At 69.9% G+C, this 17,237-nt stretch carries 14 protein-coding genes; 9 read left to right on the top strand and 5 right to left on the bottom strand.

The genetic code is table 11. The features are described from left to right. Positions 1–219: 219 nt before the first annotated feature. The 3 genes from ACZOOI_RS42080 to ACZOOI_RS42070 form a co-directional block, all read right to left on the bottom strand. Positions 220–1,896: a hypothetical protein gene (locus ACZOOI_RS42080; protein WP_465282100.1), complete on the bottom strand. Its 1,677-nt coding sequence runs from the start codon at positions 1,894–1,896 to the stop codon at positions 220–222. A gap of 345 nt (positions 1,897–2,241) precedes the next feature. After that, positions 2,242–2,760, bottom strand: coding sequence for a pyridoxamine 5'-phosphate oxidase family protein (locus ACZOOI_RS42075; RefSeq protein WP_465282099.1), 519 nt, complete (start codon positions 2,758–2,760; stop codon positions 2,242–2,244). A 170-nt stretch (positions 2,761–2,930) separates the two neighbouring features. After that, complete coding sequence (locus ACZOOI_RS42070; RefSeq protein WP_465282098.1) at positions 2,931–3,722, bottom strand: DeoR/GlpR family DNA-binding transcription regulator; 792 nt, start codon at positions 3,720–3,722, stop codon at positions 2,931–2,933. 436 nt (positions 3,723–4,158) lie between these two features. Between ACZOOI_RS42070 and ACZOOI_RS42065 the strand changes: the two genes are divergently transcribed. The 8 genes from ACZOOI_RS42065 to ACZOOI_RS42030 all read left to right on the top strand — a co-directional run bounded on the left by ACZOOI_RS42065 (position 4,159) and on the right by ACZOOI_RS42030 (position 13,953). Beyond that, on the top strand, positions 4,159–5,217 hold the full coding sequence (locus ACZOOI_RS42065) for a substrate-binding domain-containing protein (RefSeq protein ID WP_465282097.1): 1,059 nt from the start codon (positions 4,159–4,161) through the stop codon (positions 5,215–5,217). 130 nt (positions 5,218–5,347) lie between these two features. After that, positions 5,348–6,895: a sugar ABC transporter ATP-binding protein gene (locus tag ACZOOI_RS42060; RefSeq protein WP_465282096.1), complete on the top strand. Its 1,548-nt coding sequence runs from the start codon at positions 5,348–5,350 to the stop codon at positions 6,893–6,895. After that, positions 6,892–7,932, top strand: coding sequence for an ABC transporter permease (locus ACZOOI_RS42055; RefSeq protein WP_465282095.1), 1,041 nt, complete (start codon positions 6,892–6,894; stop codon positions 7,930–7,932). Before ACZOOI_RS42060 ends, ACZOOI_RS42055 begins: the two co-directional genes overlap by 4 nt. 65 nt (positions 7,933–7,997) lie before the next feature. Continuing rightward, positions 7,998–9,686: an NPCBM/NEW2 domain-containing protein gene (locus tag ACZOOI_RS42050; protein WP_465282094.1), complete on the top strand. Its 1,689-nt coding sequence runs from the start codon at positions 7,998–8,000 to the stop codon at positions 9,684–9,686. Positions 9,687–10,064: 378 nt separating this feature from the next. Beyond that, entirely contained in the window at positions 10,065–11,519 is a 1,455-nt protein-coding gene (locus ACZOOI_RS42045) for an alkaline phosphatase PhoX (protein ID WP_465282093.1), read from the top strand. Positions 11,520–11,680: 161 nt separating this feature from the next. Beyond that, positions 11,681–12,139: a cupin domain-containing protein gene (locus ACZOOI_RS42040; protein WP_465282092.1), complete on the top strand. Its 459-nt coding sequence runs from the start codon at positions 11,681–11,683 to the stop codon at positions 12,137–12,139. Positions 12,140–12,503: 364 nt separating this feature from the next. Beyond that, complete coding sequence (locus tag ACZOOI_RS42035; protein ID WP_465282091.1) at positions 12,504–13,067, top strand: papain-like cysteine protease family protein; 564 nt, start codon at positions 12,504–12,506, stop codon at positions 13,065–13,067. A 10-nt stretch (positions 13,068–13,077) separates the two neighbouring features. Beyond that, a complete protein-coding gene (locus ACZOOI_RS42030) occupies positions 13,078–13,953 on the top strand; it encodes a hypothetical protein (protein ID WP_465282090.1) in 876 nt (291 codons plus the stop codon). A 159-nt stretch (positions 13,954–14,112) separates the two neighbouring features. Here the strand turns inward: ACZOOI_RS42030 and ACZOOI_RS42025 are convergent, their stop codons facing one another. Next, positions 14,113–14,892, bottom strand: coding sequence for an NAD(P)H-dependent oxidoreductase (locus ACZOOI_RS42025; protein WP_465282089.1), 780 nt, complete (start codon positions 14,890–14,892; stop codon positions 14,113–14,115). A gap of 144 nt (positions 14,893–15,036) precedes the next feature. On the opposite strand from ACZOOI_RS42025, the gene ACZOOI_RS42020 reads away from it, so the two are divergent. Continuing rightward, the gene (locus tag ACZOOI_RS42020; protein ID WP_465282088.1) at positions 15,037–15,909 is read left to right on the top strand and encodes a helix-turn-helix transcriptional regulator; all 873 of its coding nucleotides are present in this window, start codon (positions 15,037–15,039) and stop codon (positions 15,907–15,909) included. A gap of 94 nt (positions 15,910–16,003) precedes the next feature. Here the strand turns inward: ACZOOI_RS42020 and ACZOOI_RS42015 are convergent, their stop codons facing one another. Beyond that, positions 16,004–17,179 carry a PP2C family protein-serine/threonine phosphatase gene (locus tag ACZOOI_RS42015; protein WP_465282087.1) on the bottom strand — a complete coding sequence of 392 codons (1,176 nt, stop codon included), beginning with the start codon at positions 17,177–17,179 and terminating at the stop codon, positions 16,004–16,006. Positions 17,180–17,237: the final 58 nt, after the last annotated feature.

The following is a 17,237-nucleotide window of genomic DNA, read 5'->3' as shown; positions in this document are numbered from 1 at the left end:
AACCAGGACGGCGGACACTCCCGTCGATCGGTGACGCGAGTCCCGGCGAGCGCACCCTTCGGCAAGGCGGCCCGGGTCGGCTCCACCGACCCGGGCCGCCACGCGTTCGGCGCTCGGCCCCACCCCGCAACTTGCCGCGCTCGGGCGGGCTGTGCCCTTTCCCGCGCCCTTTCCCGTGCTTCCCGCGCCCTTTCCCGGCCGCCGCCCGCCCACCGGCGATCAAAGCCGGCCGGGCGGTGGTCCGTCGGTGGCGGCCTCTTCCGTGGTGAGCAGGCAGAGCGCTGTTCTCAGCATGGCCGTGCTCCAGTTGAGCGGCGTGTGGGGCGAGGGGACGATCAGTTCGTTGCCCTGGTCGTCGCGGTAGGTGACATGGCATTCCGGGACGCGGTAGGGCGGCACTTTCCTGATGTGGTAGCCGTCGTCCTCGCGGAGCACCGCATGCCACTGGTCCTCGCCGGTGACGGCGGCCAGCATGGCGTTCAGCTGCCGCACCGCGAATTCGCGGTACTCCCGGGCCTGTTCGGGGTCGCTCCGCCGCGTGTGCAGACTTCGGCGGGCGCCCCATGCGGCCAGTTGTCCGAGTGGATGCGTCCAGGCGGCTTCGCGCCCCTGCGGCGTCAGACGGCCGCGCATCTCCTGCTTGCGGTCCAGGTCCACGTCACCGCCGCGGGCCTCCGCGTCCGCCCGCACCTCGTCCTTGATGGCGCGGACGATCGCCTGCACCTCGTGCGTATGGAAGTTGACGCGCTGGTAGGAATCGCCCGCATAGCGGATGAAGCCGCCGGTGGCCGGATCCACCAGGGAGAGCAACGCTTCGAGGACCATGGTCTCCACCTCGCGCGCGGTCATCCGCCGAGCCGGCTCACCGATGGGGACGCGGGCTTCGGCGAGCAGTTCCGGCAGACCGTACATCAGCAGGTAGACCAAGGACGCGTCCGCCCGGCGGTGTCGAATCGAGTCGAGCTCGTAGTCCGGTGACTCGAACGGGATCCTGCGGCCGATTTCGCGCAGACCGGCGTCCACCATCGTGCCGACTCTCGTGGTGAAGTCCTCGCCGTCCGCCAGGAAAGCCAGTTTCCCGTTCTCGGTCAGCACCCTGATCCTGTCGAGCAGGGCAGTTTCGACGGCCATCACCGAGGTGCGCCGCGCGGCGATCTCCTCCCACGATCCGGAGCTTTCGTACCGGGGAAATCCGACCGCCCGCAGGAACGGCACCACGAAGCGCAGGAACTCCCGGTGCGACGGCAACAGTTCGTCGGTTCCGAGGAACCCCCGAGCCACGGCGTCCAGGACGAGGAACGCCAGCATCTGGAACGAATCCTGCTTGTTCCGCCACGAGTTCGGCTTCTCGGCATCGAGATCGTCGAACCACAGGGATATCTGCGGCCATTCCTCCTGCCCGGTGTCCCCCCGCTCCACGACGGCGGCGAACCGGGCGAGTTGCGCGGGTGTGGAGATCAGGTGCAGCGCGCTGTGGATCAGTTCGCGCCCGATCTCCCCTTCCGCCGCGTATCGGGACGGGTCGCTCAGGAAGAGCTCCATCATGGCGCTCGCGGACTGCACGTGATCGCGCAGGTAGAACATGGTCGACATCTCGCCGTGCCGCACGGTGGGATCGGCGCCGATATCCGTCGCCGCGACGATGCACACCCGGCGCGCCGCACCGTCGATCCGAACGCTCCCCGCCTCGATCACCGGCAGGTCGAGCGCGCCCCGCTCCTTCAGCAGCGCCTCCACGGCGCGCAGGTGCGTCGGCGAGTCCCCCGCCTCCACCAGGCGCGCCAAAGCCCGATTGGCAAACCGGATCCCGGCGCCTTCGGTCGTCCGGTGCGGGTGACTTTTCGCCATCAGCTCGCGCAACAGGGCCCGGTCGTACTGCTGGTGAGATGCGGACACACTTGCTCCGTCGTACGTGGCCGGCACCGGGACGGCACGGCCTGTGGATCCTGGGGAAACAACGTCGCACCGGGCATCGCATCGACGTCGACGATCCTCCGCACGATCGGTCCGGCGATGATCCTCCCACGGCCCGCAATCCGTCCGCCGCGGAGGCGGGCACGTCCTTGGCCACGGGCAAGCCTTCCGACCCGGGCCCGCCGCGCCGCGAACGCGCGGGACCGCGGGTTCGGCACCCCGAAGCCGGTGCTGCCAGGACAAGGAAGGCGCAGCTTGCCACCGGCTGGTGTGGTTCGGCACCCGGATCCGAGCCGTGGTACGGCCGCGCGCCGGCGCGGTCTCGGGTCAGGCGGCGTCGAAGCGCCACCGGGTCTGGGTGTAGGTGCCCTTGCCGAAGCCGAAGACGGTCGTCGGCGCGACGCGGTAGACCGCGGCCCGGTTGCCGTCCCTGCCCTGGAAGGCTCCGTCACGCACGTCGAAGTGCCACTCCGGGCCGTATTTGCCCTGGTACGCGTCGGCCAGCCGACTCAGCCGCGTGTGGTCGGTCAGCAGCGCCGCCTCGCCCTCCACGACCAGGTCCAGGCCCTGGTGCAGAGCGTTGTCGCCGGTGGTCAGCACACAGTTCGCGTTGGCGGCGAGGTTGCGCGCCTTGCGCTCCTCGGCGCCCGTACAGAAGTGCAACGCGTCGTCGAGCCAGACACCCAACAGCGGGGTGACGTGCGGCCGTCCCTCGGGTCGCACCGTGGTCAGCCAGTACACCGGCGCGGTCGCGAGCCGGGTGACGGCTTCCGACCACGGGGTGGCGACGGCCGCGGGGTCGCTGTAGCGCGCGTCGAGATCGGTACGGGGTTCGTGCTTCGACATCAAGGCGTCCTTCGGGGAGGCGGTCGGTGGGGGTCTGCACATGATGAGACCGCGCTTCGCCGTGAAACTCATCGGTGGGCGCGCGTTGTTCACCCGATGGAAGGAGCCGCTGCACACCGTGCCGGTCGGGCAACACGCTCTGCGAGCGGAGTCCGAGCGGTGATACACCGTCAGAAGACGGCCGGATCGAGGGGATCGACCACGACGAGTTCTTCGATGTGCTCGCCCAGTTGCTCACGCGCTTCCCGGGGCAGGCCCGTGTCCATGATCAGCGCGTCCGCGTCGCCGAGTTGGGCGATCGTGCTGATCCCGATCAGGCCCCACTTGGTGTGGTCGGCGACCACGACCAAGCGGCGGGCGGCTCGCACGAGGGCGTGATTGGTCTCCGCCTCCAGCAGGTTGGGAGTGGTGAATCCGACGCGTGGGCTGATGCCGTGGACGCCCAGCATGAGCATGTCGACGTTGAGACTCCGTAACGCCGCGACCGCGACGGGACCCACCAGCGCGTCCGACGGTGTGCGCACGCCGCCGACGATCACCACGGTCTGGTCGGAACGGCCGGATTGGTGGAACACGTCCGCGACCGGAATCGAGTTGGTGACCACCGTGAGCCCGGGGACGTCGACGAGTTGCCGGGCCAATGTCCATGTCGTCGTCCCGGCGGACAACGCGATGGCGCTGTTCGGCGCGACCATCGCCGCCGCGCGCCGGGCGATCGCCTCCTTCTCCGCGGCCTGGAGCCCGGACTTGGTCACGAACCCCGGCTCCTCGGTCGAACCGCCGTCCCGCGACGTGGCTCCACCGTGCACCTTGGCGATCAGACCCTGCGCGGCCAGCACTTCGAGGTCGCGTCGAATGGTCATGTCCGAGACCCCGAATTTCCGCACCAGCGTCGCGACCCGGACGGACCCCTGAGCGGCGATCATTTCCAAGATCGTGTTTTGTCGCTGACGTGCCAGCATTCCCGATCCTCTCGCCCGTAGGTAATCAACATATTCCAACACGGCAGTGTTCGTTTCCCGCGCCGGCTTCTCGCCGTCGGCGAAAGATCCTTATACCGCACGGCCCTTCCTACCCGGGAGAAGGCGCTGCGGCAGGAGTTTTACCAAAGCGAGTCTTGTTGGTTAATGTTGAAACTGCTAGATATGTGAGTCGCATTACGAGTGAATACCGCGCATCCATGTTCGATTTCAAGATCGACCTTTTCCCGTGCGCAAGGAGATCCCGATGCGCAAATCCCGGTCCTTCCGCAGGTCGGAGCGCTTTCGCAGGTCGGAGCACTTCCGCCGCCGGGCCCCTTCCGTCGACGGGAGCGATCACGACGACCGGGCACGTCGACGCATCGACCATCGAGCACACGCGGCCCTCCCGGACCGCCGACTATCACAGGGGCTGACCATGACGCACCGCAGACGCACCCGGCGCAGGGCCGCGATGGTGGCGGCGTTCGCATTCGCCGTGGCGCTCACGTCCTGTTCGTCCGGCAAGGACGAAGGCGGGTCCAAAGTGCCCTCGGGCGCACCCGCTTCCTTATCCGGCACCATCAAGATCGCATATCTGCAGAAGCAGGGAGACCAGCAGTACTTCGTGGACGAGGCGGACGGCGCCCGCGCGAAGGCCAAGGAACTCGGCGTCGACCTCAAGGTCGTGAATCTCGGCAACGACACCAACAAGGCCGTCAGCGAGGTCCAGGCGGCAGTGGCACAGAAGTACAACGGTGTCGTGATCGTCGTACCCGATCCCGCGGTGGGGCCGCAGGTCGTCGACATCGCCACCGGTGGCGGCGCACCGCTTCTCGCGTCCGACGATCAGATCTGTGTCGGCGGGGCCGATCCGACCAGGTGCGCCAAGGACAAGCTGGTCCCGCGCGTGGGCTTCAGCGGCCCCCAGATGGGCACTCAGGTGGGCCGACGTGCGGCCGAGGAATTCAAGAAGGCGGGCTGGACTGCCGCCGACACCGCGATCATCGCCGCGTGGAAGCAGGACGTGACGGTCTGCACCGACCGGGTCGACGCCGCCCACGAGGCGTTCGAACAGGCGACCGGCACGGACGTCAAGGTCCTCAAGGTCGGCACCGACAACACGCCGCCCGATGCCCAGAACAAGACGGCCGCCACGATGAGCGGCAACCGATCCGTGAAGCACTGGATCGTGTGGGGCTGCAACGACGAGAACGTGAGCGGCGCGGTCACCGCGCTGCAGAACGGCGGCTACGGGGCGGCCGACGTGATCGGCGTGGGACTGGGCGGCTATCTGGCGTGCAAGGACTGGGGTTCCGGCAAGCCGAGCGGGATGAAGGCCGCGTTGTTCATCAACGGCCACGAGGTCGGCGGTCTCGCCGTACAGACCATGGTCGATCGGCTCAGGAACGGCAAGCCCTTCCCCGCCGAGGCGTTCGCGACCACGAAGATGGTCGACCCCTCGAACTGGCAACAATCCGGCCTCAAGTGCACGTGACCCGGCCCGGCCCGCGGCCGCGCGTCGAACCGCCTGCCGTCGGCCCTGACGGCACCGCCCGGCACGAGTCGCGGCGACCCGGGCCCGGATGGGCCGCCGCGACCTCCCGAACCGCCCTCGAGGTCCAGCCATGACGAAAAGCCCACCTCTCGATCTCCCCGGCCCCGCGCTCGCCGTCGAGAACATCCACAAGGACTTCGCCGGAGTCCACGCCCTGCGCGGCATCACCCTGGACTTCCCCCGCGGCACCGTCACCGCGCTCATGGGGGAGAACGGCGCCGGCAAGTCGACCCTCATCAAGATCATCAATGGCGACCATCGACCCGCCCGCGGCCGGGTCCTCGTCGCCGGCACACCCCGCGAACTGCACAGCCCCGCCGACGCGCGCAGGCACGGGATCCGCGTGATCGCGCAGGAGCCCGAGATCGTCCCGCACGTCAGCGTGGCCGAGAACGTCTACATCGGCGCACTGCCGCACAAGGCGGGCCGCATGCTCGATCGAGGCACGCTGTATCGCCGCATGCGCTCCGACCTCGAACGCCTGGGATTCGCACACGCCATCGCCCCCGAGACCCTCGGCTCGCGCCTCTCGCCCGCGCAGCGCCAGCTCGTGGAGATCCTGCGCGCCCTCACCACCGAGGCCGCCGTCCTGGCCTTCGACGAACCGACCTCGTCGCTGTCCGAACACGAGGTGGAGGCGCTCTTCGACCTCATCCGGCGACTTCGCGACCAGGGCCTCGCCATCATCTACGTCTCGCACCGCATGCAGGAGATCTTCCGCCTCGCCGACCGCATCGCGGTGTTGCGCGACGGCGAGCTTGCCGGCGTACGCGACGCCGCGCAGGCCGACGAAGGCGAGGTCGTGCGACTCATGGTCGGACGCGACCTGTCGGCGCTGTTCGCGCGCAGGCGCAGCGCCGGCGATCGGGTCGTCCTCGACGTACACGATCTCACCACCGACCACGTGTCGAACGTGCACCTGGACGTACACGCGGGCGAGGTCGTCGCCCTGGCCGGCCTGGTCGGCGCCGGACGATCCGAACTGGCCGCCGCCCTGGTGGGAGATCTGCCGATCCGCTCCGGCGAGGTGCGCGTCGAGGGCCGGCCGCTGCGGCTGCGCATCCCCCGGGACGCCGTTCGGGCGGGCATCGGCTACGCGCCCGAGGAACGCAAGGCCCAGGCGTTGTTCATGACCGGCTCGGTTCGTCACAACATCAGCGTCGCCGTCCTGGACCGTCTGCGTCGCTTTCGATTCGTCGGCTCGCATCGCGAACGACGCCTGGCGCAGCAGTTCGTCGACCGCCTCGAAGTGCGCACCCCGTCGATCGACCACGAAGTGCGCAAGCTGTCGGGCGGCAACCAGCAAAAGGTCGTGCTCGCCCGCTGGCTCGCTCGTCGGCCCAAGATCCTGATCCTGGACGAACCCACCCGCGGCATCGACATCGGCGCCAAGGCGGAAATCTACCGCCTCATCGACGAGTTGGCCGGAACCGGCGTCGCCATCCTGGTCATCTCCTCCGAACTGCCCGAGGTGCTCGGTCTCGCGGATCGGATCGTGGTGATGCAAAACGGCAGGATCACCGGCGAACTCGACCGCGCGGACGCCGACGAGGAGGGCATCCTCGCCCTCGCCATGGCATCCGACCTCGCCGAACCGACCCGGGGGAACCCGTCATGACCACCACGACCAACGCGCCGCCACCGCTGCCCACCACCACCCCCGGCGCCCATGCCCGGGCCTTGCCCCGCCGCGTCGTCACGGCCGTCGGCGCGCAGAACACCAGCCTCATCGGTGCGCTCATCGTCGTCGTCGGCACCTTCGCCTGGCTCGACGACGGCTATCTCACCACCGCGAACATGACCGTGATCGGCGACACGGTCGCGGTGACCGGCCTGCTCGCGGTCGTCCAGACCGTCGTGATCATCTGCGGAGCGCTCGACATCTCCGTCGGCTCGCAGGCGGGCATCGCGTCCGTCGTCAGCGCCATGGCGTTCACCTCGACCGACGGCAACGCGGCCCTCGGCGTTCTCGCCGCCATCGGCGTCGGCATCGCGGCGGGTGTGGTCAACGGCATCGTCATCGTGTACGGGCGGGTCAACCCCGTCATCGCCACCCTGGCCACCCTCGCCGCCTACAAGGGCGTTGCCCAACTGCTGGCCGGCGGCCGCGCACAGGGCTACGTCCTCGGCGACGACTTCTTCATCTTCGTGGCACGCGGCAAGATCCTCGGACTGTCCGTCCAGATCTGGACGTTGTTCGTGGTCGCCGTCGCCGTGCACGTCCTGCTCAAGTACACCGACATCGGCCGCAACATCTACGCCATCGGCGGCAACGACACCGCCGCGCGCCTCGCCGGCATCAACATCAACAAGTACCTCGTGGCCGTGTACGCCCTCGCCGGCGTCGTCGCGGCAATCGCCGGCGTCATCCTGACCGCCCGCACCGGCTCCGGCCAGCCCACCTCCGGCAGCGAGGGCCTGGAACTCAAGGCCATCACCGCCGCCGCGCTCGGCGGCTGCGCCCTCAAGGGCGGCAAGGGCGGCATCGGCGGCACCCTCCTCGCCGTCTTCCTGCTCGGCGCCCTCGAAAACGGCCTCAACGTCGTCGGCGTCAACTCCTTCTGGCAAAACGTCGCCCAGGGGGCACTGCTCGTGGTCGCCGTCGTCATCCAACAACGGCGCAACGGGGAACGCGCCGTCGGATTGCCCACATAGGAAGCGGCGTTCACCCGCCGGACATCAACCATCGACATCACCACATCCCGAGTCTGGAGCCGTCCGTGCATACGGTACGAACCATCCTCGCCCGCCGCCTCGCGGCCACTCTCACCGCGCTGCCACTCCTGCTCCCGACGGTGGGCACGGTCGCCCTGGCCGGTGCGTCCGTCGTCGCCGCCCCGCCGGCCGCCGCAGCGCCCGACGGTCAGGCGGTGCTCCCCCCGATGGGGTTCAACAACTGGAACTCGACCCACTGCCGGGCCGATTTCAACGAGACGATGATCAAGGGCATCGCCGACCTCTTCGTGTCGAAGGGGCTCAAGGCCGCCGGCTACCGGTACGTCAACCTCGACGACTGCTGGGCCCTACCGAACCGGGACGCATCAGGCAATCTGGTCGCCGACCCGGTCCGCTTCCCGCACGGCATCAAGGCCGTCGCGGACTACGTGCACGGCAAGGGTCTCAAGTTCGGCATCTACACCAGCGCCGGCACCAAGACCTGCAACCCCGCCGGGTTCCCCGGCGGGCTCGGCCACGAGCGCCAGGACGCGAACCTGTTCGCCTCCTTCGGCGTCGACTACCTCAAGTACGACAACTGCAACAACCAGGGCGTGGACGCCAGGAAACGCTACACCGACATGGCGAACGCCCTGCGCGACACCGGCCGCCCCATCGTCTTCTCCCTCTGCGATTGGGGCGAGAGCAAGCCCTGGGAGTGGGCGGCCCCGATCGGTCACCTGTGGCGCACCACGGGCGACATCTCGGACAACTGGTACTCGATGCTCGACATCGCACACCGGAACCAACCGCTCGCCCCGTACGCCGGCCCCGGTCACTGGAACGACCCGGACATGCTGGAGGTCGGCAACGGCGGCATGACCGCCGCCGAGTACCGCACCCACTTCACGCTCTGGTCGATGATGTCCGCGCCGCTGTTGATCGGGACCGATCTGCGCACGGCGAGCCCCGAGACCTTCGGGATCCTCGCCAACACCGATGTGATCGCCGTCGACCAGGACCCCCTGGGCAAGCAGGGCACGGTGGTCGCGAACAGCGGAGGTCTGATGGTCATGGTCAAGGAGTTGGCGAACGGGGACCGGGCCGTCTCACTGACCAACGAGACCTGGACCACCGCCACCGTCTCCACCACCACGGACGCCCTGGGCATCGGCAACCGCGGCCCTTATCGGCTGAAGGACCTGTGGACCAAGGCCGTCTCCACGAACACGTCCGGCACGATCAGTGCCTCCGTGCCCTCCCACGCCACCGTCGCGTACCGGATCACGCCCGGTCCGCTCCCACTTCCTCCCTCGGGCACGTCCCACCTGTCCGACGTCCCCTGGACGGGCATGGTCAACGGCTGGGGTCCGGTGGAGAAGGACCGCAGCAACGGTGAGCGGGCGGCCGCCGACGGCCGGGCCCTGACGATCAACGGCACCGTGCACGCCAAGGGCCTCGGCGCGCACGCCCCCGGCAGGATCACCTACCACCTCGATGCCCGCTGTACCCGTCTGACGGTGGACGTGGGCGTGGACGACGAGAGCGCCTCGACCGGGGCGGTCGCCTTCCAGATCTACCGGGACACCACGAAGGTGGCGGACAGCGGCGTGATGACCACGGCGGACCCGGCCAGGAGACTCGACGCCGACCTGACCGGAGGCCGCACGCTGACCCTCGTCGTCACCGACGGCGGCAACGGCATCGACCACGATCACGCCGATTGGGCGACCCCCAGGCTCACCTGCAACTGACCCGCCGACGGCCCGATCGGCCGGCTTCGCGCGCGACCCCGACAACCGGACGCGACGAGCCCGCGCGCTGAATCACCCGCGCGGGCTCGCCCGTTCGGGGTCGTGACGCGGCGAGGCGCGGTACGGGCGGCGCGGCCCGCGTGTTCGACGACCGCGTCGCGGGTGCCGGGGGCACGGTCGTGGTGGAGGCGGTCTCCGCCGCGGTCATGGGTGGGCCTCCCCGGTGACGACCTCGTGCACGGTCGGCACGAAGTCGCGCGCGGGCGTCGACGGAAACGTCTCCGAGGGGCTGGCGGCACCTGCTCTACGCGAGTAGCGTTTCGGCGTTCGGTCGCGCATCCGGCCCGCCTGACGGGCCGTCAAGGAGGTTGTACGCCTGTGGACCGTCGTCGTTTCCTGTCCCGTGGCGCGGTGGTCGCGGCCGGCGCCGCCGTCGGCGGGCCCTTCCAAGGCCTCGTCGCAGGCGCCGCGCACGCCGCCCCGAGAGCCGCTGCCCGGAGCGCCGAACGGGGACGTCCCGGAACCGGCGGATACGGCCCACTGGCACCCGTCCCCGACGAACGCGACGGCGTGGTACGGCTACACCTGCCCGAGGGCTTCCACTACCGCTCCTTCACCCCGGCCGGCTCCCCGCTCACCGACGGCGGCCCGACCCCCGGCAAGCACGACGGCATGGCCGCCTTCCGTGGCCGTCGCGGCACGACCGTTCTCGTCCGCAACCATGAAGTCAACGGCCCGGTGGGCGCGTTCGGCGACGCGGCGCGAGCCTACGACCCGGCGACGGGCGGCGGCACCACCACCGTCGTCGTGGACCGGTACGGCACGGTGGAGGCGTCGTACGTCAGCCTCAACGGCACCCAGATGAACTGCTCGGGCGGTCCCATGCCATGGGGATCGTGGCTCTCCTGCGAGGAGACCGTCAACGGTCCCGACGTCGGCAACGACTTCACCGGCGCCGACAACGGGAAGCTCACGCAAAAGCACGGCTATCTGTTCGAGGTGCCGACCGACGGCGTCTCGACGCGGGTGCCGATCCGCAGCGCCGGCCGATTCGCCCACGAGTCGGCGGCGTTCGACCCGATCAGCGGCGCGGTGTACCTCACCGAGGACAACTTCGGCTTCGCGTCCGGCTTCTACCGCTACCTGCCGCCCGTCAGCCCCTGGGTCGGCGGCCGGTTGCGCGACGGCGGCCGACTCCAGATGCTCGCGGTGCGGGGGCGTCCCGGGCTGGACCTGTCCGCGGCGCAGCGTCCCGGTGCGGCGTACGACGTGACCTGGGTCGACATCGACGACCCCGACCCCACGTTCGCCCCGGGCACCACCAACGACCAGGCCATCCAGGCCGTCGGGAACCAGGGCCGGGCCCGGGGCGCGGCGCTCTTCTCGCGGCTCGAAGGCGCGTACCACCAGCGCGGCGTCGTCTATTTCGTCTCCACCCAGGGCGGCGCGACCGCGCCCGGCGAAGCGGCGCCCGACGGATTCGGCGACGGGCGTGGCCAGGTGTGGGCGTACCACACCGTCACGCGGTGCCTTCGGCTCGTGTACGAATCGCCGACCGCGACCAGGCTCGACCTCCCGGACAACATCACGGTCAGCCCGCGCGGCACGCTCGTCCTGTGCGAGGACGGCGACGGGGACAACTTCCTGCGCGGCCTGACCGCGGACGGCCGGATCTTCGACCTGTCGAGGATGGAACCGGTCGCCGGCGACCCGGGCGCCGAGTTCGCGGGCGCGACCTTCGGTCCGGACGGGCACACCCTGTACGTCAACATCCAGTCCAAGCTGGGCATGAGCATCGCCATCTGGGGCCCCTGGCACCGGGCGGGCTTCTGACGGGCCCCACGGCACACACCCGGACCCACACCCCAGCCGACCCGGGACCGGCCGACCGGCCCTTTGCCGATACAGCAAAGATAGTTGCCATATTCGTGGCGGCGGGCGCAGCCTGAGGCATGGCCGTATCAAGGCCGTTGCCGACCATCAGGAGGGCCGAAATGAGCAACCCGGTACACGACGTCGAGAGCGGGCGTGGAGACGACCGCGCAGCGCCCGAAGGCAACCGCCTCCGCCACATCCGAGCCGGCGGGGCCGCCGGGCCGGACGGGCCCGCCGCCGTCATCAGCGGTGGCACGGTCGGCTCGAAAAAGCTCTGGATGGGCCTGGTGGTGAACCCGCCGTCGAGCGCGACGGACAACCACCACCACGGCGACTCCGAGGCGGGGGTCTACGTGGTCAGCGGACACCCGTTGTACTTCTACCACGACGGCACCAGGGAGGTACGCATCGAAGCGGGCCCGGGCGACTTCCTCCATGTCCCCCCGTTCGTCCCCCACCGCGAGGAGAACCCCGACCCGCACGAGCCGGTGGTCGTCGTGATCGCCCGAACCACTCAGGAACCGATCAAGATCTCCGTCCCGGAGTTGTACCGACTCGAAGACACACCCGCGCGCTGACGCGAAACGGGCCGGCGAGCGCGGGGTTCGCCGGCCCCCATCGGTTTCCCCGGCCCATCCTCTCGGCAGTCACCCGCCCAAGATGGGACACACGCCGCGAAGCGATTCGGACACGGGTGCGCAACCGGCGCCCACCACACGGCAGTTCCGGCTCGCCTCCGATCAGAGCAACTCGCCGGAGGAGCACGGGTATTCGAGCGCACCGCCGCAGCCGAGACCGGCACCGGCGGGCACATTCTTTCGAATATCCGACAACTAGGCAATAGGGGCGAATTTCCGCAATTCCCCTATGCGGCTTCGCCGTGATGCGCTGTCATATCCGTGCCGGATCGCCCCGCTCGTCTCGTTATGGGAAGGCAGGAATATGGGCAGATACAGGTACGGAACCGCGTCGTCGGCCATCGCGCTGGCCGCCGCGGGATTGCTCGCGGCCGCGGGAGGTACGGCTCACGCGGAAGCGGGTCAGGACAGCATCGGCATGTACAAGCAGGAGAAGTCCCAGTGGTGCTGGGTCGCCTCCGGCCTGACCATCGCCAAGTTCCACGGCTTGGGCTCCACACAGACGGACTTCTGCGACCGCGCCCAGCCCTACTACGGCTGCAACAACCAGCCCGCCACGCTCGACGACATGGCCAAGGGCTGGAAAAGCCTCGGGCTGACCCATCTCGGCTCGGGTCTGAACAGCGCGGCCACATTCAACCAGGTGTACACCGAGGTCAAGGCGGCCCGGCCGGTCGGTGCCCGCATCGGGTGGACGTCCGGTGGTGGCCACATGAACGTGGTCTACGGCTTCGACACGTCGCGCAACACGATCGCCGTGGCCGACCCCTGGCCGGACACCGCCACCTACACATGGTGGAACTACGCCGACTACGTGAGCAACAGCTCGTCGAAGTGGACCCACTCCCGCATCGGCATCTCCCGCTAAGGCAGGCGACATGCGCGACACCAGCGACACCACACCGGCCGGCACGCACGCGGGCTCTCGCTTTTCCCGCCTGTCCGTCGTCCTCGCACTGACCGCATCCGCACTGCTGTCCGTCGCCGGGCCGGCCCACGCGGCCCTGGCCAAAGACCCGCTCCCCGCCGACATCCCCGACTATCAGGCCGCCCTCGACGCGGTGAAGTCCACCGCCGTCCGCGACGCCGTCTGCCGATTCCTGAGCACTCCGGTGCCCGCCGACGCCGCCGGATCGATGCAGACGCTCCCCGATACGCCCGAGCCGTGCCAGGGGCTCCCGGTCTTCACGATCAAGGACCCGGTGGCACTGAACGAGATCACCCCCGGATTCGTCGCGGGCACCGTCCCGCCACTGCCCACCGAGGCGGTCAAGCTCGTATCCCTGGTCTCTTCGCTGAACACCACCGTCAACGGTCGCAACGCCACCATCATGCTCAACCCCACGCAGGGCGGCGGCTGGCATCTGGCAGCCGTGCGCGACGGCGACGCCGACGCCGCATACGCCGGCAAGGCCACGGTGGGCACCCTGGTGTTCACCGAGCCGCAAATCCGCGGCTGGTACCAGCTCAAGCTCACCACCGTCGAACCGCTCAACGATCAGGCCCGGGCGGGGCTGGGCGGCCAGGCATCGGTGTCGCTCGGCGACTACCAGAAGCTGGTCAAGGCCCGCTACGCCGACAAGTTGCTCGGCTCGGAGTACGACACGAAGGGGTACTCCAGCGGCTACGGCCACCGGGAAAGGACGGAGGAGGCGTCGTCCTCCGCCCCGCTGCTCGCCGGTTCCGGCGCGGCACTCGCCCTCGCGGGCGGGGCCCTCGCCCTCCACCGGCGTCGCCGCGCAAACACCGCCTGAACCCGACCCCGTGCACCCCTCGCCCCGCCCCCGTCAGCCGGCCGGGGGCGGGGCGAAGCCCTCCTCGCCCCGGCGAGATGCGGCCCATCCGCGACCGGCCGGACTGCCGCCGGGCCCGGCCGGGTCGTCGGCGAAGGGGCCGTCCCGTCCGCGCCGAACCTAATCGCGCACGTGCAGGCCGAAACCCTTGCGGCCCGGCACTTCCAGGCCCTCCCTCAACCGCAGGGACGGGATCTCGTAGTCACCGAAGTTCTGCCGCCGGAACGCGATCGGCTCGGTCGTCTCCAGCGACAGCAGCCGCTCCTTCCACGCCTTCGCGACGTCCTCGAAGTCGCCGCCGGTGATCCTGTCGGCGCCGTACAGCACGAACGGCGGCAGCACCTCCATGCCCGGGTAGTACAGGATCCCGTGGTGGATCGGGAACAGCAGGTCCTCGATCGGGCCGTTGATCCCGCGATCGGTGTAGTGCGACTCCGGACCCCCGACGGTCACCGACAGGATCGCCCGCCGCCCCCGCAGCGTGCCCTCGCCGAAACGCTCGCCGTACCGGGTCTCGTCGTGCACTCCGACGCCGTACGCGAAGCGGAAGGAGAACACCCGGTCCACCCAACCCTTGAGGATCGCCGGCATCGTGTACCACCACATCGGGAACTGGAAGATCACCGTGTCGGCCCACAGCAGCTTCTCCTGCTCGGCCGCCACGTCCGGCGTGAGCACACCGGCGTCGTAGGCCCGGCCCGAACTCGGCACCACCTGCAGCGGGTTCGTGGCGTGCTCGCCGAAGTCCGCGGCGTCCACCACCGCCTTCCAGTTCATCGCGTACAGGTCGCTCACCCGCACCTCGTGCCCGGCGGCTTCGAGAGTGGACACCGCGAGGTCCTTCAGCGAGCCGTTCAGCGAACGCGGCTCGGGGTGGGCGTGGACGACGAGCGTCTTCATGGCTGTTCCCTTCGACGAGGTGTGTCGCCATGGATGCTCCGCCACCGAGGCCGCGTCGTTCAGGGGCGCTTCGTCCATCGGACGGGACTTCCTGGTAACGACAGGACCACCCTCGAGAAGCACCCCCGGGGCCATACTCAGGACATGGACGATCTTGCGGGCTTCCTGCGGACCCGGCGTTCCCGGGTCGATCCGGCGACCGTCGGCATCCCCACCGACAGCCGCCGCCGCGTCGAAGGGCTGCGCCGCGAAGAGGTCGCGCACCTGTCCGGAGTCAGCGTCGACTACTACGTACGCCTGGAGCAGGGCCGCGCGACCCAGCCCTCCGAGCAGGTCCTCGACGCGCTCGCCCGCGTCCTCGGCCTCGACGAGACCGAACGCGGGCACCTGGAGCGGCTCGCCCGGCAGCGCCGCCGCCGCGCGAACGCACCGGGCGGGCGGGTCCGGCCGGAGCTGCTGCGCGTCCTCGACCTGGTCGCCGACGCACCCGCGCTGATCATGGACCACCGGCTGGACGTGCTCGCCGGGAACCACCTCGCCGGGCTCCTCTACGGCCGGCCGCTGCCGGGCCTGAACACCGCCCGGCACATCTTCCTCGAGGAGGCCGAGCGCGGCCTGTACGCGGACTGGGAGGCATGCACCCTCGACGTGGTCGGGCACCTGCGCCTGGCCGCCGGCAAATACCCCGAGGACCCCCGACTGGCCTCGCTCATCGGCGAGTTGGCAATGGGCAGCGAACGCTTCCGCCGCCTCTGGGCCCGCGCGGACGTGCGCGCCCGCACCCACGGACGCAAGGCGTACCGGCACCCGCTGGTCGGACTGCTGGAACTGCATCAGGAGAACTTCGCGCTCCCCGACGAATCAGGCATGGAGCTGCTCGTGCTGTCCGCGGCCCCCGGCAGCCCCACCGAGGACGGGCTGCGCCTGCTCGCGGGCCTGGGGCCTGTCTTCGATCCCGCGTCGGGCTCCGCGGCGCCCGGTGCCGTGCCTCGGCGTGCCGGGGAAGCGCTCGCATAGCGGTTCCATGCGGGTGGTTCACCCGGGGCGGCGAGGTGAGCGGGCGGGCGCCCCGCGTCGCCTCGGAAGCCGCGGCACGTGATCGATGTCCACGTCATCGCGCAACGCTGCGCGTCGCCGACGTGGCGCCGGTCTCCCCGCCGAGCCGCTCGGCGAGGAGCATCGCCACATCGTCCGCCAGTCGGCCCTGGGTATGGCGGATCAATCCCTGGTGCAGGTGTTCCAGGAACTCCGGCGGGGTGCAGGCGGGCGCCGCTTGCATCGCTTCGGGCAGGGCGAAGAAGTCGTTGTCGCGGTTGCGTGCCTCGAGCACGCCGTCGGTGTGCAGCAGCAGCCGGTCGCCGGGGACGAACACATAGGTCTCCGTCTCGCCGGGAGGACCGGTGATCAAGTCCTCCAGGCCGAGGGGCGGAAGTGGTGAGGCGGGCGTCAGGGCGCGAACCGTGCCCCGGCGCAGCACCAGCGGCGGCGGGTGGCCGCGGTTGACCAACTCGACCACGAGCCTGTCGGGTACCTGAGCCACGAGCACGGTGACGAACGACTCCGCCCGCTCCTCCTCGTCGTCCCGACCGATCCCCCGCGGCATGGCGCTTTCCCGGCGCAGCGCGGCCGCACAGTGGGCCACGACCTCCACCAGGTCGTCCTCGTAGTGCACGGCTTCCCGGAAGGCGCCCAGCACCGCCGCGGCCGAGCGCACGGCGGGCAGCCCCTTGCCGCGGACGTCCCCGATGATCATCCGGACCCCGTACCGCGTCTGCACGGCCTCGTACAGGTCACCCCCGATCTGCGCGCCGCTCTCCGCCGCGAGGTACATGCTCGCGGTCCGCACCGGACCCAATCGGGCGGGCACCGGCCGGAGCAGGACCCGCTGTGCCGCCACGGCGATCCGGCGGACCTGGTCGAGTTCGGTCCGCCTGCGCGCGTGCATGAACGCACTGGTCGTGACGCTGGCCGCGGACACCAGGAGAATGGCCAGGAAGTTCGTGTAGACCTGCCGGCTGCCCCACGCCTCGTTGTACGTCGCGGTGCTCACACTGACGGCCAGCGCGACCGCCGCCGCCGAGATCGTCCCCTTGGGGCCCATCGTGACCGCGGCCAGTGCCGGCGTCGCGGTCAGCAGCGGGCCGGTGTACAGAATGTGCGCGGGCGAGAACTCGATCGCAACCACCAGGAGGGCGATCGCGAACGGCACACACTGGGCGAGCATGACCAGGAGCCGGCTGTGACCGCCGGCTCCCGATCCGGGAGCCGAGCGCAGGAGTGACCGCATACATACAGCTTGACCCCCCGAAGCGGGGCGTTCCACTCATCCCCGGCCGGGTCCGTCG

The organism is Embleya sp. L77, from assembly GCF_055557415.1.
The sequence above is the reverse complement of the archived record's forward strand: the minus strand, read 5'-3'. Positions and strand labels throughout refer to the sequence as shown.

Coding starts and splice junctions, on each gene's coding strand:
- ACZOOI_RS42040 (WP_465282092.1), top strand. CDS start 11,681: ATGAGCAACCCGGTACACGACGTCGAGAGCGGGCGTGGAGACGACCGC.
- ACZOOI_RS42060 (WP_465282096.1), top strand. CDS start 5,348: ATGACGAAAAGCCCACCTCTCGATCTCCCCGGCCCCGCGCTCGCCGTC.
- ACZOOI_RS42055 (WP_465282095.1), top strand. CDS start 6,892: ATGACCACCACGACCAACGCGCCGCCACCGCTGCCCACCACCACCCCC.
- ACZOOI_RS42030 (WP_465282090.1), top strand. CDS start 13,078: ATGCGCGACACCAGCGACACCACACCGGCCGGCACGCACGCGGGCTCT.
- ACZOOI_RS42015 (WP_465282087.1), bottom strand. CDS start 17,179: ATGCGGTCACTCCTGCGCTCGGCTCCCGGATCGGGAGCCGGCGGTCAC.
- ACZOOI_RS42070 (WP_465282098.1), bottom strand. CDS start 3,722: ATGCTGGCACGTCAGCGACAAAACACGATCTTGGAAATGATCGCCGCT.
- ACZOOI_RS42035 (WP_465282091.1), top strand. CDS start 12,504: ATGGGCAGATACAGGTACGGAACCGCGTCGTCGGCCATCGCGCTGGCC.
- ACZOOI_RS42075 (WP_465282099.1), bottom strand. CDS start 2,760: ATGTCGAAGCACGAACCCCGTACCGATCTCGACGCGCGCTACAGCGAC.
- ACZOOI_RS42065 (WP_465282097.1), top strand. CDS start 4,159: ATGACGCACCGCAGACGCACCCGGCGCAGGGCCGCGATGGTGGCGGCG.
- ACZOOI_RS42025 (WP_465282089.1), bottom strand. CDS start 14,892: ATGAAGACGCTCGTCGTCCACGCCCACCCCGAGCCGCGTTCGCTGAAC.
- ACZOOI_RS42020 (WP_465282088.1), top strand. CDS start 15,037: ATGGACGATCTTGCGGGCTTCCTGCGGACCCGGCGTTCCCGGGTCGAT.